A 14,157-nucleotide genomic window follows, 5' to 3' on the forward strand; every position below is an offset into this window, starting at 1 on the left:
ATGCCCGATTCGCCCTCGCCGTTCGACGATCCGTTCGCGGATCTGTTCGGCAAGCTCCCCGATCCTCGGGCCGGCTCCGCAGCCGCCGGCGCTCCCGATCGCCCCTCGACCGACGCACCAGCGAGCGACGCGCCGCAGCCTCGCGGAGAGAAGCGAGCGGATGCTGCGGCACCGCCCCTCTCGCGACGCGCCGCCCGCGCGGCGGCCGCCCCCGCCGACGCGACGCCGTCGTCCCGCCCGGCGCCGTACGACCGCGTCGAGCAGTCGCGTCCGGTGAGCACGCCCCGCGCGTCGGAGCACGTGGCCGCCGCTACCGGTGCACGTCCGTCGGCCGTGGCCACCGCTCCCGAGCGCTCCCGGACCGCCGACGCGCACGCCACGGCGGCGACGGCGACCCTGGACGACCTCTTCACCGGCGCGCGCACGACCGACGAGCTCGGCGCCCCGCCCCCGCCGCCCGACCGGCGCAAGCGGCGCATCGGCGGCTGGATCGCCCTGGCCGTCGTCGTGCTGCTCGTGGGCGGCGTCGCGGCCGGCGGTGCGTACGTCTGGAACACCTACCAGGACAAGATCCGCGCCTTCATGGGGTGGGAGGAGTCGCAGGAGTTCGATGCGGGAGCCGCCGAGGGCGAGGCGATCATCACCATCGCTCAGGGCGACACCGGACTGCCGATCTCGCAGCACCTCTACGACGCGGGCGTCACCAAGACGCCGACCGCCTTCTACGACTACCTCATCGACACCTCGCAGAACCCGCCGTTCATCCCGGGCGTCTTCAAGCTGCAGAAGCAGATGACGTCCGAGGCCGCGCTGGCGGCGCTGCTGGATCCGGCGAGCAAGATGGAGAACGGCGCACAGCTGCGCGAGGGCCTCACGGTCGCGCAGTCGCTTCCGATCCTCGCGGACGGCATCGGCATCCCGCTCGCCGACCTGCAGGCCGCCGTGGCCGATCCGTCGGCGTACGGCGTCTCCGCACCCAGCCTGGAAGGCTGGCTGTTCCCCGCGACGTACGAGTTCAACCCGGGTGTCACTGCCACCGAGGTCATCACGCGCCTGGTCGATCGCACGATCGAGTCGCTCGACAAGGCGGGCGTGCCGGTGGAGGACCGCGAGCGCGTGCTCACGGTCGCGTCGATCATCCAGCGCGAGGCGCGGTTCGAGCAAGACTTCTACAAGGTCTCACGGGTCATCGAGAACCGTCTCGATCCCTCCAACAAAGAGACCTTCGGGCTGCTGCAGATGGACTCGACGGCCCAGTACGGCTACGGCGAGAACCACGACGGCACCGTGAGCAGCTCGGCCGAGGCGCTCGCCGACCCGAACCCGTGGAACACCTATGTGAACCCCGGTCTGCCGGTCGGTCCGATCGCCAACCCCGGCGATCTCGCCATCGACGCCGCCATGCACCCCGCCGACGGCCCGTGGCTCTACTTCGTGACCGTCAACCTCGACACGGGCGAGACGGTGTTCACCACGAACCTGGCCGACCACAACGCGGCCGTGAAGCAGTGGCAGGCGTGGTGCGCGGATCACCCGGACTCGGGGTGCTGACCGGCGGCGACCGGCTGGCGGTCTGGGGCGATCCGATCGCCCACAGCCGCTCACCGCAGCTCCACGCCGCGGCCTACGCGCGGCTGGGATGGCCGTGGACGTACGGGCGGCGGCAGGTCGCGGCATCCGGATTCGACGAGGCCCTCGCCTCACTCGATGACGCGTGGCGGGGGCTGTCGCTCACGTATCCCCTGAAGTCGGTCGCGTTCGCCGCGGCCGCCACCCGCGATCGTCGCGCCGAGCTCACCGGTGCCGTCAACACCCTTCTGCTGACCGGCGGAGGCCCCCACGGCTTCAACACCGACGTCGGCGGCATCGTGGGCGCCCTGGCGGATGAGGGCGTGACCGCGGTGCAGGGCGCCCGCATCATCGGCGCGGGGGCGACGGCCACCTCCGCGCTCGTCGCGCTGGCGGAGCTCGGCGCCGAGCACGTCGAGGTGGTCGCCCGCCGCCCGGAGGCCGCTGCGGCGCTGGTCGCGCTGGGGGAGGAGCTGGGGATCGCGGTCACCGCCGCGCCCCTCCCGGAGACCGAGTCGGCCGCCGTCCCGCTCACCGTCGCGACGCTGCCCGGCGACGCCGCGATTCCGGATGCTGCGGCCCGGGCGCTCGCGACCTCGGGCGGGCTGCTGCTCGACGTCGTGTACGGCACCTGGCCGACCGCGCTGGCGACGGTCTGGCAGGAGGAGGGCGGACGCGCCGTTCCCGGGCTCGGGATGCTGCTGCATCAGGCCGTCCTGCAGATGCGGGTGTTCTCGACCGGGCGCACGGACGAGCCGCTGCCCGGCGAGGCGGATGTGCTCGCCGTCATGCGCCGTGCCGTCGTGGGAGACTAGGGGCATGCTCCGCGTGCTCACGGCCGGCGAATCGCACGGCCCCGAACTCGTCGCCATCATGGAGGGCCTGCCCTCGGGTGTGCCCATCACCCTGACGGCGATCCGTGCCGACCTCGCCCGACGGAAGCTCGGCTACGGCCGCGGCTCGCGCATGAAGTTCGAGGAGGACGAGCTGTCGCTCTCCAGCGGCGTCGTCCACGGCCTCAGCCTCGGCAGCCCCATCGCCCTGCGCATCGGCAACACCGAGTGGCCGAAGTGGGTGGAGGTGATGAGCCCCGAGCCCATCGACCTCACCGACCGCTCACGTGGACGCGGTGCGGCCCTCACCCGCCCGCGCCCCGGCCACGCCGATCTGGTCGGCATGCAGAAGTACGACTTCGACGAGGCCCGGCCCATCCTCGAGCGCGCGAGCGCGCGTGAGACGGCCGCCCGCGTCGCGCTCGGCGCCGTCGCCCGTGCGTTCCTCGGGGAACTCGGCATCCGCCTGGTGAGCCACACGCTGTCCATCGGCCCGGTGCGGGTGCCCGACGACGCACGACTGCCCAGCCCCGACGACGTCGACGCGCTCGACGCCGATCCGCTCCGCTGCTTCGACGCCGAGACCTCGGCACGCATGGTGGCCGAGGTCGACGACGCCCGCAAGGACGGCGACACCCTCGGCGGCATCGTCGAGGTGCTCGCCTACGGGCTGCCGCCGGGGCTCGGCTCGCACGTGCACTGGGACCGACGTCTTGATGCGAAGCTCGCGCAGGCGATCATGAGCATCCAGGCGATCAAGGGCGTCGAGGTCGGCGACGGCTTCCTGACCACCACGCGCCGCGGATCGCAGGCCCACGACGAGCTCTTCGCCACCGACGACGGCATCACGCGATCGACCGATCGCGCCGGCGGCACCGAGGGCGGCATGTCCACGGGCACCGTGCTGCGCGTGCGCGCGGGCATGAAGCCCATCGCCACCGTCCCGCACGCCCTGCGCACCATCGACGTCGCCACCGGCGAGACGGCCGCCGCGCACCACCAGCGCTCCGACGTCTGCGCGGTGCCCGCCGCGGGTGTCGTGGCCGAGGCCATGGTCGCCATCGTGCTGGCCGAGGTGGTGCTCGAGAAGTTCGGCGGAGACAGCGTGGGCGAGACCCGGCGCAACCTGCGCGGCTACCTCGACGCCATCCCCGCCACGCTCCAGACCACCGCCGCGAGCGATTCCGCCCTCGCGGACGCATGAGCGGCGCGCACCCCGCGCTGGTGCTGATCGGCCCCATGGGCGCCGGCAAGACGAGCATCGGCCGGCGTGTGGCCAAGGCCCTGCAGGTGCCGTTCTACGACTCCGACATCGCGGTGATCCGCGACCACGGGCCGATCGAGACGATCTTCGCCGAGCACGGCGAGCCGCAGTTCCGCGAGTGGGAGAAGGATGCCGTGCTCGCCGGTCTCGCACAGGGCGGCGTCGTCGCGCTCGGCGGGGGAGCGGTGCTGCACGAGCAGACCCGCGCCGCGCTCGCCGACCACCGGGTGGTGCTGCTCACGGTGGAGCCGCGGGTGGTGGCCGGACGCGTGCGCGACAGCGCCCGCCCGCTCCTGCGCGCACCTGCGGCCGAGCCCGGGCTGCCCAGCGCGCCGACCGACCCCATGACCCGCTGGACCGAGATCCTCCGCGCGCGACGACCTGTCTACGAGGCCGTCGCCGACGTCACCTTCGACACCTCCCACGGCCCGCTGCAACAGGTGACGGACGCCATCGTCGCGTGGGCCCGCGACGACACCACCTCCGCCCCTCCAGGACAGGACACCACCGCATGAGCGATGACACCACCACGATCTCCGTCGCAGGCGACGCCCCCTACGACGTCACCGTCGGACGCGGCCTGCTCGCGGGCCTCGGCGCGGTGCTGCCGCCGGAGGCGCGCAAGGTGCTCATCGTGCACCCGCCGACGCTGTCGGCCCAGGCCGAGTCGCTGCGCGAGATCCTGCGCGCCGACCGCGAGGTGCTGCTGGCGGAGATCCCCGACGCGGAGCAGGGCAAGCGCATCGAGGTCGCGGCGTTCTGCTGGCAGGTCCTGGGCCAGGCCGACTTCACGCGGACGGACGTCGTCGTCGGGTTCGGCGGCGGCGCGGTGACCGATCTCGCCGGCTTCGTCGCCGCCACGTGGCTGCGCGGTGTCGCCCTCGTGCAGGTGCCCACCACGGTGCTCGGCATGGTCGACGCGGCCGTCGGCGGCAAGACGGGGGTCAACACCGCCGAGGGGAAGAACCTCGTCGGCGCCTTCTGGCCGCCGCGCGCGGTGGTCTGCGACCTCGACCTGCTGGAGAGCCTCTCGCGCAACGAGACCGTCGCCGGCTTCGCCGAGGTCGTGAAGGCGGGCTTCATCTGGCATCCGGAGATCCTCGACCTCATCGAGGCCGACCACGCCGCCGCCACCGACCCGCAGAGCGCCGCCTTCCGCCGCTGCATCGAACTGGCGATCGACATGAAGGCGCGCGTCGTGGGCGAGGACCTGCGCGAGGCGAACCTGCGGGAGGTCCTGAATTACGGGCACACCCTCGGCCACGCGATCGAGCACGCCGAGCGCTACCGCTGGCGGCACGGCGCCGCCATCTCCGTGGGGATGGTCTTCGCCGCCGAGCTGTCCCGCCTGGCGGGCCGGCTCCCGGATGCTGCCGCCCAGCGTCACCGCGACATCCTCGAGACGCTCGGACTTCCGACCTCCTACCGCGCCGGCGCCTGGCCGCAGCTGCTGGCCACGATGCAGCGCGACAAGAAGAGCCGGGGCGGAATGCTGCGCTTCATCGTGCTCGACGACATCGCGCGTCCGACGGTGCTGCAGGCTCCCGACGAGTCGCTCCTCTTCGCCGCCTACCAGGAGGTCGGCGCCTGACCCCGTCGTGATGCCGGGCCCGCCGCTCCGCCCCGGCGTCGCGGGGGTCGCCTAGCATCGGACCATGGTGAGGAAGCCTCCGAGCACGGACATCGACGAGCGGGACATCCGCGTCTCACACCCCAAGAAGGTCGCGGTGGGGGTGCCGGCGGTCCTGCACGCACTGCAGATCTCCGAGGCGCAGATGGGCGCCGCCCGCACGGTGCGCACGCTGTCGCGCATCAACCAGAAGGACGGCTTCGACTGTCCCGGGTGCGCCTGGCCGGAGGAGGACAAGCGCCACATCGCGGAGTTCTGCGAGAACGGCGCGAAGGCCGTGGCCGAGGAAGCGACCGTCCGCCGCGTGGATGCGGCGTTCTTCGCCCAGCACTCGGTGGCCGAGCTCGGCGGCCACGACGACTGGTGGCTGGGTCAGCAGGGCCGGCTCACGCGTCCGATGATCCTCGACGAGGGCGCCACGCACTACCGCGAGGCGAGCTGGGACGAGGCGCTGGCGACGGTGGCCGACGCGCTGCGCGCGCTCGACGACCCCGACGAGGCGACCTTCTACACGTCCGGCCGCACCTCCAACGAGGCGGCGTTCCTCTATCAGCTGCTCGTGCGCGGCCTCGGCACGAACAACCTGCCCGACTGCTCGAACATGTGCCACGAGTCCAGCGGCACGGCGCTCGTCGAGACGCTCGGCATCGGCAAGGGCACCGTCTCCATCGAAGACGTGCACCAGGCGGAGCTCATCATCGTGGCGGGGCAGAACCCGGGCACCAACCATCCCCGCATGCTCAGCGCGCTGGAGAAGGCGAAGGCGAACGGCGCCACCATCGTCGCGGTCAACCCGCTGCCCGAGGCGGGCCTCATCCGGTTCGAGAACCCGCAGACGCCTCGTGGCGTCATCCTGGGCGGCACACGCATCGCCGATGACTTCGTGCAGATCCGCCTCGGCGGCGACCAGGCGCTGTTCCAGGCCATCGGCAAGCACCTCCTCGAGCGCGAGCGCGCCGACGGCTCGGTGTTCGACCACGACTTCATTACCCGGCACACCAGCGGCCTCGACGACTACCTCGCGCAGCTCGACCGCGTGGAATGGTCGGAGCTGGAGGCCGCGACCGGGCAGTCGGAGGCCGACCTCCGCCGCGTGGGCGAGCGGGTCCGCACCTCGAACGCGACGATCGTGTGCTGGGCGATGGGGCTGACGCAGCATCCGCATTCCGTCCCCACGCTGCGCGACGTCGTGAACGTGTTGCTCCTCCAGGGCAACCTCGGCAAGACCGGGGCCGGCGTCTGCCCCGTGCGCGGTCACTCCAACGTGCAGGGCGACCGCACGATGGGCATCTACGAGAAGCCGCAGGAGGGTTTTCTCGAGAGCCTCGACCGCGAATTCGACTTCCTCGCGCCGCGGGAGCACGGCTACGACGTCGTCGAGGCGATCCGCGCGATGCGCGACGGGCGCACGCGGGTCTTCATGGCGATGGGTGGCAACTTCGTCAGCGCGACGCCCGACACGGAGGTCGTCGAGGCCGCCGTGCGCAACGTCGACCTCACCGTGCAGGTCTCCACGAAGCTCAACCGGTCGCACACCGTCACCGGGCGCCGCGCCGTCATCCTGCCGACGCTCGGCCGCACCGACCGCGACGTGCGGAAGGGCGTCGACCAGCGGGTGACGGTCGAGGACTCCATGAGCGCGGTCCACGCGTCGCGCGGCCGTCTCGCACCGCCGAGCGAGGACATGATGTCCGAGCCGGCGATCATCGCCCGGCTCTGCGCGCTCGTCTTCGGCGACCGCCCCGACTCGGTCGCCGTACCGCGGGCGGACTGGAAGGCGCTGGAGAGCGACTACACGCTCATCCGCTCGCACATCTCCCGGGTGGTGCCGGGCTTCGAGGACTTTGAGAACCGCGTGGCGAAGGGACGCACGTTCGTGCTGCCCAACGGTCCCCGCGACGACCTGACCTTCGCCACCCCCGACGGCCTCGCCCACTTCACGCGCAACGCGCTGGAGTACCCGGTGATCCCGGAGGGGCGGCTGCTGCTGCAGACGCTGCGCTCGCACGACCAGTACAACACCACGATCTACGGCAAGGACGACCGCTACCGCGGGGTGTTCGGCGGCCGGCGCGTGGTGTTCGTCAACGCGCGCGACCTCGAGGAGCTCGGCTTCGCCGATGAGGAGGTCGTGGACCTCGTGTCGGAGTGGCGCGCGCCGGACGGCCGTGTCGAGGAGCGCTGGGCGACGGAGTTCCGGATCGTCGCCTACGACACCCCGCGCGGCAACGCGGCGGCGTACTACCCGGAGACGAACGTGCTGGTGCCGCTGGACTCGACGGCGGCGGAGAGCAACACGCCCACGTCGAAGTCGGTGATCATCCGCCTGCAGAAGAGGCGCTGATCCGGCCGGCTCGGTGACCGCGGTGGTTCAGTCGACGCGCCAGCCGTGCGCCAGTTCGACGACCGCAGCGACGGCCTCCTCGACGTCTGCCGGCGAGCCGCCGGCGCGACCCGCGACGAAGCCCGCCACGAACGCGCTCAGCGGCGCGGCCGGGCGCGCGACGCCGTGCGCGACGTCCCGCGCGAGATCGAGCACGAGGGCGATCGGGATGTCGTCAGGCGCGAGACCGAAGCGATCCGCGAGGGCGGCGGCCCAGGCATCCAGAGCCTCGGGAGGAAGCGGAGCGTCTGCGGCGGCCATCGTGACTCCTTCGCGGTCCTCGCGCGCCAGGCGCGCGATCCAGACATCTTCCCACGTGTCGACATCGCGCGACACGCCCGCGGGGTCGGCGATCTCGATGATGCGGAGACCCCGCAGGAGCTGCCGCATCGACGCGCCCGTCGGGTCGCCGAGACCGCTCAGGCGTTCGCGCAGAGCCGCTGTGCGATAGCGGGCCAGCAGCGGCTGCCGGCGTCCCTCGCCGTCGATCAGGCACACGCCGTCGGCGGTGGACGCATCGGTGGCGGTCGCGGCGGCGGTTGTCGCGTGGGCTGCGGCGGTTGTTGTCGCGCGGGCGGCGGTCGTGTCTGCGGCGGCGAGCAGCGCGACCGCGTCGGCGGAGCGCGGCAGGTCGGCGGCCAGTACCAGCACCCCGGCCGTCGTGACTGCGGGCAGGGCCGCAGCGATGGCGGCGACCGGCCCACCGAACGCGGGCTCCTCCCGCACGGTGCGCACGTCCGGAAGGCCGGGGGCGGGCGGCCCGACCACCACGACCTCCGCGCAGCCGGCTCCGCGAGCGGCATCCACCGCACGCTGCAGCAGCGAGCGTCCGCGCACCTCCAGCAGCGGCTTCGGCACGCCGCCGAGCCGCCGCGCGGCGCCGCCGGCGAGGATGATCGCCGTATGGTCGCCGAGTACCGAAGTCATCCGCTCAGCCTGACAGGTCGGGCGGTTCAGGTGACGCGAACGGCGGGAACGCGTGCCGCCCACCCGCATCGCGCGTCAACAGAACGAGCGGACCCGCGCGTCACCCGATCCACCCGACGCCCGATGCGGGAGCGCGCGCCGCGGCGACGGGCGGGCGTCGCGGCGACAGGCGACGCGGCGACGCGGCGACGCGGCGACGGGCACGCTCAGTGGCTTTAGGCTCTTCGCATGCCGACGACCGCCGACGGGATCCGCTGATGGGACGCATCACCACGAGAGCGCCCATCGTGAAGCTCCGCGTGGGCGGGGGCAGCATCCGCCGTGCCGACACCCTCGCGGTGGAGGAGCCCCTCGAGATCCGGGTCGCCGGGACACCCCTCGCCGTCACCATGCGCACCCCCGGGCACGACGTCGAGCTGGCGGCGGGCTTCCTCGTGTCGGAGGGAGTCATCTCCACCGGCGGCGATCTCCTCGGCGCCATCCACTGCGGCGGTCCGGGCACCGGCGGCAGCGAGAACACCTACAACGTGCTGGACGTCACGCTCGCCCCCGGCGTCGCCCCGCCGGCCCCCGAGGTCGCCCGCAACTTCTACACGACGAGCTCGTGCGGCGTGTGCGGCAAGGCCTCGATCGAGGCGGTGCGCACCGTCTCGGTGCACGACGCCAGCGCGGACGACGTGCAGGTCGAAGCCGCGACGCTGGCGGCGTACCCCGACCGGCTCCGGGCCGAGCAGGCCGTCTTCGACAAGACCGGCGGCCTCCACGCCGCGGCACTCTTCGACATGCGCACCGGCGAGCTCCTCGTGCTGCGCGAGGACGTCGGGCGCCACAACGCCGTCGACAAGGTCGTCGGGTGGGCGGCCCAGCACGACCGCCTGCCGCTGCGCGGCGTCGCCCTCCAGGTCTCCGGTCGTGCGAGCTTCGAGCTCGTGCAGAAGGCGGCGATGGCCGGCATCCCGCTGCTGGCGGCCGTGTCGGCGCCGTCATCGCTCGCGGTCGAGCTGGCGGGGGAGCAGGGCATCACCCTCGTCGGCTTCCTCCGCGGGGAGACGATGAACATCTACGCGCGAGCCGACCGCATCCTCGACACCGTGCACGATGCCCAGGTGAGCGCGTGAGCGCGCCGCGGCGGCTTCTCCTCGTCAACGGGCCGAACCTGAATCTGCTCGGCACTCGAGAGCCCGAGGTCTACGGCACCCGGACCCTCGCCGACGTCGAGGAGCTGACCCGCTCCACCGCGGCGGAAGCCGGCTTCGACGTGCGGGCGGTGCAGAGCAACCACGAGGGCGTCCTCATCGACGCCATCCACGACGCGCGAACCGACTGCGCCGGCATCGTCATCAACCCCGGCGGACTCACCCACACCTCGGTCGTGCTGCGCGACGCGCTCAGCGGCGTCGCCCTGCCGGTCGCCGAGGTGCACATCTCCGACGTGCGCGCGCGGGAGGAGTTCCGGCACTTCTCCTACGTCGCCGACGTCGCCGTGGTGCACGTCATCGGCGAGGGCGTCGCGGGCTATGCGACCGCGACGAGGCGTCTCCTGCAGGTGATCACGGGCCGCGCCGACGGCTGAACACGCCGCCGCGTTTAGGATGAAGGGTCAGTCTTCTCCTGGCGAACCCTCACGAACGGACTTCCCACCCCCATGGCATCGACCGCAGACATCAAGAACGGCGTCGTCCTCAGCATCGACGGTCAGCTCTGGAACGTCATCGAGTTCCAGCACGTCAAGCCCGGCAAGGGCGGCGCCTTCGTGCGCACCAAGCTGAAGAACGTCGTGTCCGGCAAGGTCGTCGACCGCACCTACAACGCCGGTGCGAAGATCGACATCGAGAACGTCGACCGCCGCGACTTCACCTACCTCTACAACGACGGTGACTCGTTCGTCTTCATGGACGTCGCCGACTACGACCAGCTGTCTGTCCCGGCGGCGGTCGTGGGCGACGCGAAGAACTTCATGCTCGAGAACCAGCAGGTGCAGATCGCGCTGAACAACGACAATCCGCTGTATGTCGAGCTCCCGGCATCCGTCGTCCTGGAGATCACCTACACCGAGCCCGGACTGCAGGGCGACCGATCGTCGGCGGGCACGAAGCCCGCGACGGTGGAGACCGGCTACGAGATCCAGGTGCCGCTGTTCCTCGAGACGGGCACCCGCGTGAAGGTCGACACCCGCACGGGCGACTACCTCGGCCGCGTCAACTGACGCGCCCCCGATGAGCGCCCGCACGAAGGCGCGCAAACGCGCGCTCGACATCCTCTTCCAGGCCGACGTCCGCGGCGACGAGCCCCGCACGATCCTGGCCGCCGAGGCCAAGCGCGCCGCCAGCGAGCCCGCGCGTGAGGCGTCGTGGCTGTACGCGCGCGAGATCGTCGACGGCGTGATCGACAACCGCGACGCCATCGACGAGCAGATCACAACCTTCGCGAAGGACTGGTCGCTCGCGCGCATGCCCGCCGTCGACCGTGCCCTGCTGCGCATCGGCGTGTGGGAGCTGCTCTACAACGACGAGGTTCCCGCCGGCGTCGCGATCGACGAGGCCGTGGAGCTCGCCAAGGAGTTCAGCACCGACGACTCCGGGTCGTTCGTGCACGGCGTACTCGCCCGCGTGGCCCGCTCCTAGGAGCGGCGACGACGAAGGGCCGGAGGGGTGGATGCCCCGCCGGCCCTTCGTCGTACCGTGCTGCTGTCGCGGGCGGGAGATGACCCCGCCCGTCAGCAGCTGATCAGGAGCGTCCGGCGCCGCGGCGACGGGTGACGGCCACGTAGATGCCGAGGACGATGATCGCGCCGATGATGGAGCCGACGATGCCGGCGGGCTGGAAGAAGCCCTCGGCGGCGTCGCGCTGGAAGATCAGGAACCCGAGGAATCCACCGACGAACGAGCCGACGATTCCCAGGACGATCGTCATGAGGATGCTCATGCTCTGCTTGCCGGGGATGACTGCACGGGCGATGAAGCCGGCGATCAGACCGACGACGATGAGACTGATGATGAGACCGAGCATGGTGTCCTCCTATGGTTGCGCCCGTCGGGTGGGGGTGCCCGATGATGGGCGCTGCGACGGGCAGTGATGCCATACAACCACCCCTGCGGGTGTGCCATCACACCCCTGGGGGTGAAAAGCTGAAGCATGCCCGCGAACGAGCGCCCCATCACCGTGTGCCTGGTCGACGATTACGACGTGGTGCTGAAGGGCCTCGCGCACATGTTCGACGAGTACCGCGACCGTGTCATCGTCGCGGAGATCGATGCGAACGCCGAGATGAGCGACGAGGTCGACGTGGTGCTCTACGACTCCTTCGCGCAGCCCGAGTCCGACCATGTCGAGATCGCGGCGCTGGTGAAGAACCCCCGCGCACGGCACGTGGTCGTCTACACCTGGAACTTCGCTCCGCAGCTCGTGGAGACGGCCCGGGAGCTCGGCGTGCACGGCTACCTCTCGAAGACGCTCACCGCCCGCGAGCTCGTCGAGGCGATCGAGGCGGTGCACGCGGGGGAGGTCGTCTTCACCCCGCAGCAGCGGCGGGCGGCGAGCGCTCCCGGCCTGGACTGGCCCGGCAAGCGCGAGGGCATCACCGACCGCGAGTCGGAGATCCTCGCCCTCATCACACAGGGCAAGAGCAACGCCGAGGTCGCCACGCTCACGTACCTGAGCCCCAACACCGTCAAGTCGTACATCCGCTCCGTCTACCGGAAGATCGGCGTCAGCAGCCGCACCCAGGCGGTGCTCTACGGCACGCAGCACGGTTTCGCCCCCGACACCCACCGCATCGACCACTGGATGGGCGGTCCCTGAGCTCGCCGATCGCCGCCGGGGCGGGTGCGGCTCAGGGCCGTCGCAGGCGCGGCGCGTAGACTCGATCGGGAAGGAGAACGCATGCGGATCACAGGGCTCGGCCACGCCGGGATGTTCATCGAGACGATCGGCGGAAGCATCCTCTGCGACCCCGTGATCGGTCCGAGCTTCTTCGGATCGTGGTTCCCGTTCCCCGACAACCGCGCCCTCGACTGGGAGCGCTTCGGCGCCGCCGACTTCCTCTACATCTCCCACCGCCACCGCGACCACTTCGATCCGGCGCTGCTGGAGCGGTACGTCCGCAAGGACATCCGGGTGCTGCTGCCGGAGTACCCGACCGACGACCTCGAATCCGACCTGCGGGCGCTCGGCTACGAGAACATCATCGCCACGCAGGCCGGCGTGCCCCTGGAGTTCGGCGATCTGAAGCTCATGGTGACGCCCCTGCGGGCGCCCAGCGACGGCCCCATCGGCGACTCCTCGCTGAGCGTCGACGACGGCACCGCGAGCGTCCTGAACCAGAACGACTCGCACCCGCTCGACCTCGAGGCGCTGATGGCGTTCTCCAAGCCCGACGCGTACTTCACCCAGGTGTCGGGCGCGATCTGGTGGCCCATGGTCTACGACCTGCCGCAGGACTCGAAGCAGAACTTCGCCCGCCTCAAGCGCGAGGCGCAGAACAAGCGCGCGATGTACTACATCGAGAAGGTCGACGCGGAGCACGTGTTCCCGATGGCCGGGCCGCCGATGTTCCTGCGCGAGGAGCTCTTCCGCTACAACGGCACGGGCCTGGAGAACGACTCGATCTTCACCGACCAGCGCGAGTTCCTCGCGCACATGGCCGAGGAGCGACCCGATCAGAAGGGCTACCTGTTCCTCCCCGGGACGCAGGTCGACGTCGACCATCAGAACGTCACGGTCACGCAGACCCTCTACACCGACGCCGAGATCGAGCGCGTCTTCGGCGACAAGTGGAACTACCTCGCCGAGCAGCGCGACAGCCGCCAGGACGCGATCGCGGCCGAGGAGGCCTCGCGCGCCGAGGTGCTCGCGCCCGAGCAGATGCTCGCGGCGATCAAGGAGTGGTGGGAGCCCCTGCTGCGCCGCGCGCGCACCATCCGCAACGGCGTCGGCGGCGCCGTGCGCTTCCGCATCGGCGAGCTCGACATGGTCGTGGACTTCCCGAAGGCGAAGGTGCGGGCGTACGAGGGGGAGGAGTGCATCTACTGGTACACGATCCCCGCCGACCTGGTCTCCACCAACATCCGCGACCACGAGATCGACTGGTCGAACTCGATCTTCCTCTCGATGCAGTTCGAGGTCGGCCGCAGCGGCAAGTTCAACGAGTTCCTCACGACCTTCCTCAAGTGCCTCTCGCGCGACCGCATCGAGTACGTCGAGAACTGGTACGCCGAACAGTCCGACCAGACCGAGGACGTGCAGCTGGAGGACTGGGTCGTCCAGCGCCGATGCCCGCACCTCCGCGCCGACCTCACCAAGACCGGCAAGATCGAGGACGGCGTGCTCACGTGCAGCCTCCACGACTGGAAGTGGGACCTCGCGACCGGCCGCTGCCTGACCACCACCGGCCACCCGATGCGCTCGAGCCGCGTCGAGCCGGCCCGGGCCGACGAGCCCGTCGAGGCGCCCGCCGCCTGACCCGCGCGTCACCGTCGCCGCGGCATCCGTCCGAGGCGACCCGGGATGCCGCGGCCTCCGGCTCCGGTAGGCTGGACCGAGCACCACAGCA

The 14,157-nt window shown here is 71.3% G+C and carries 14 protein-coding genes; 12 read left to right on the top strand and 2 right to left on the bottom strand.

What is annotated here, in order from left to right; genetic code table 11:
• The 6 genes from mltG (at position 1) to ABC304_RS13950 (ending at position 7,640) form a co-directional block, all read left to right on the top strand.
• The gene (gene mltG, locus ABC304_RS13925) at positions 1-1,551 is read left to right on the top strand and encodes an endolytic transglycosylase MltG (protein WP_412931487.1); all 1,551 of its coding nucleotides are present in this window, start codon (positions 1-3) and stop codon (positions 1,549-1,551) included.
• Entirely contained in the window at positions 1,518-2,384 is an 867-nt protein-coding gene (locus ABC304_RS13930) for a shikimate dehydrogenase (protein WP_412931489.1), read from the top strand. Before mltG ends, ABC304_RS13930 begins: the two co-directional genes overlap by 34 nt.
• Positions 2,385-2,388: 4 nt before the next feature.
• Positions 2,389-3,606 carry a chorismate synthase gene (gene aroC / locus ABC304_RS13935; RefSeq protein ID WP_412931490.1) on the top strand — a complete coding sequence of 406 codons (1,218 nt, stop codon included), beginning with the start codon at positions 2,389-2,391 and terminating at the stop codon, positions 3,604-3,606.
• On the top strand, positions 3,603-4,181 hold the full coding sequence (locus ABC304_RS13940) for a shikimate kinase (protein WP_412931491.1): 579 nt from the start codon (positions 3,603-3,605) through the stop codon (positions 4,179-4,181). The genes aroC and ABC304_RS13940 overlap by 4 nt, the downstream gene beginning before the upstream one ends.
• Entirely contained in the window at positions 4,178-5,257 is a 1,080-nt protein-coding gene (gene aroB / locus ABC304_RS13945) for a 3-dehydroquinate synthase (protein WP_412931493.1), read from the top strand. Before ABC304_RS13940 ends, aroB begins: the two co-directional genes overlap by 4 nt.
• Positions 5,258-5,321: 64 nt before the next feature.
• The gene (locus tag ABC304_RS13950) at positions 5,322-7,640 is read left to right on the top strand and encodes an FdhF/YdeP family oxidoreductase (protein ID WP_412931495.1); all 2,319 of its coding nucleotides are present in this window, start codon (positions 5,322-5,324) and stop codon (positions 7,638-7,640) included.
• A gap of 27 nt (positions 7,641-7,667) precedes the next feature.
• Here the strand turns inward: ABC304_RS13950 and ABC304_RS13955 are convergent, their stop codons facing one another.
• A complete protein-coding gene (locus ABC304_RS13955; RefSeq protein WP_412931497.1) occupies positions 7,668-8,606 on the bottom strand; it encodes an NTP transferase domain-containing protein in 939 nt (312 codons plus the stop codon).
• Positions 8,607-8,863: 257 nt separating this feature from the next.
• Here ABC304_RS13955 and fdhD point away from each other — a divergent pair, with 257 nt between their 5' ends.
• The 4 genes from fdhD (at position 8,864) to nusB (ending at position 11,230) form a co-directional block, all read left to right on the top strand.
• Complete coding sequence (gene fdhD, locus ABC304_RS13960) at positions 8,864-9,724, top strand: formate dehydrogenase accessory sulfurtransferase FdhD (protein ID WP_412931499.1); 861 nt, start codon at positions 8,864-8,866, stop codon at positions 9,722-9,724.
• On the top strand, positions 9,721-10,179 hold the full coding sequence (locus ABC304_RS13965; protein WP_412931500.1) for a type II 3-dehydroquinate dehydratase: 459 nt from the start codon (positions 9,721-9,723) through the stop codon (positions 10,177-10,179). Before fdhD ends, ABC304_RS13965 begins: the two co-directional genes overlap by 4 nt.
• A 72-nt stretch (positions 10,180-10,251) precedes the next feature.
• Complete coding sequence (gene efp / locus ABC304_RS13970; RefSeq protein WP_412931502.1) at positions 10,252-10,812, top strand: elongation factor P; 561 nt, start codon at positions 10,252-10,254, stop codon at positions 10,810-10,812.
• 10 nt (positions 10,813-10,822) lie between these two features.
• Positions 10,823-11,230 (top strand): transcription antitermination factor NusB, encoded by a 408-nt coding sequence (gene nusB, locus ABC304_RS13975; protein ID WP_127095430.1) that lies wholly within the window; start codon positions 10,823-10,825, stop codon positions 11,228-11,230.
• A 103-nt stretch (positions 11,231-11,333) separates the two neighbouring features.
• On the opposite strand, the gene ABC304_RS13980 is transcribed toward nusB, so the two are convergent.
• The gene (locus tag ABC304_RS13980; RefSeq protein ID WP_412931505.1) at positions 11,334-11,615 is read right to left on the bottom strand and encodes a GlsB/YeaQ/YmgE family stress response membrane protein; all 282 of its coding nucleotides are present in this window, start codon (positions 11,613-11,615) and stop codon (positions 11,334-11,336) included.
• A 126-nt stretch (positions 11,616-11,741) separates the two neighbouring features.
• Between ABC304_RS13980 and ABC304_RS13985 the strand changes: the two genes are divergently transcribed.
• Together ABC304_RS13985 and ABC304_RS13990 are read left to right on the top strand one after the other, a co-directional pair.
• Positions 11,742-12,407 (top strand): response regulator transcription factor, encoded by a 666-nt coding sequence (locus ABC304_RS13985; RefSeq protein ID WP_412931506.1) that lies wholly within the window; start codon positions 11,742-11,744, stop codon positions 12,405-12,407.
• Positions 12,408-12,488: 81 nt separating this feature from the next.
• Complete coding sequence (locus tag ABC304_RS13990) at positions 12,489-14,066, top strand: Rieske 2Fe-2S domain-containing protein (RefSeq protein ID WP_412931507.1); 1,578 nt, start codon at positions 12,489-12,491, stop codon at positions 14,064-14,066.
• Positions 14,067-14,157: the final 91 nt, after the last annotated feature.

Source organism: Microbacterium jepli, from assembly GCF_047237905.1.
In the GTDB taxonomy this organism is placed as follows: Bacteria; Actinomycetota; Actinomycetes; order Actinomycetales; family Microbacteriaceae; genus Microbacterium.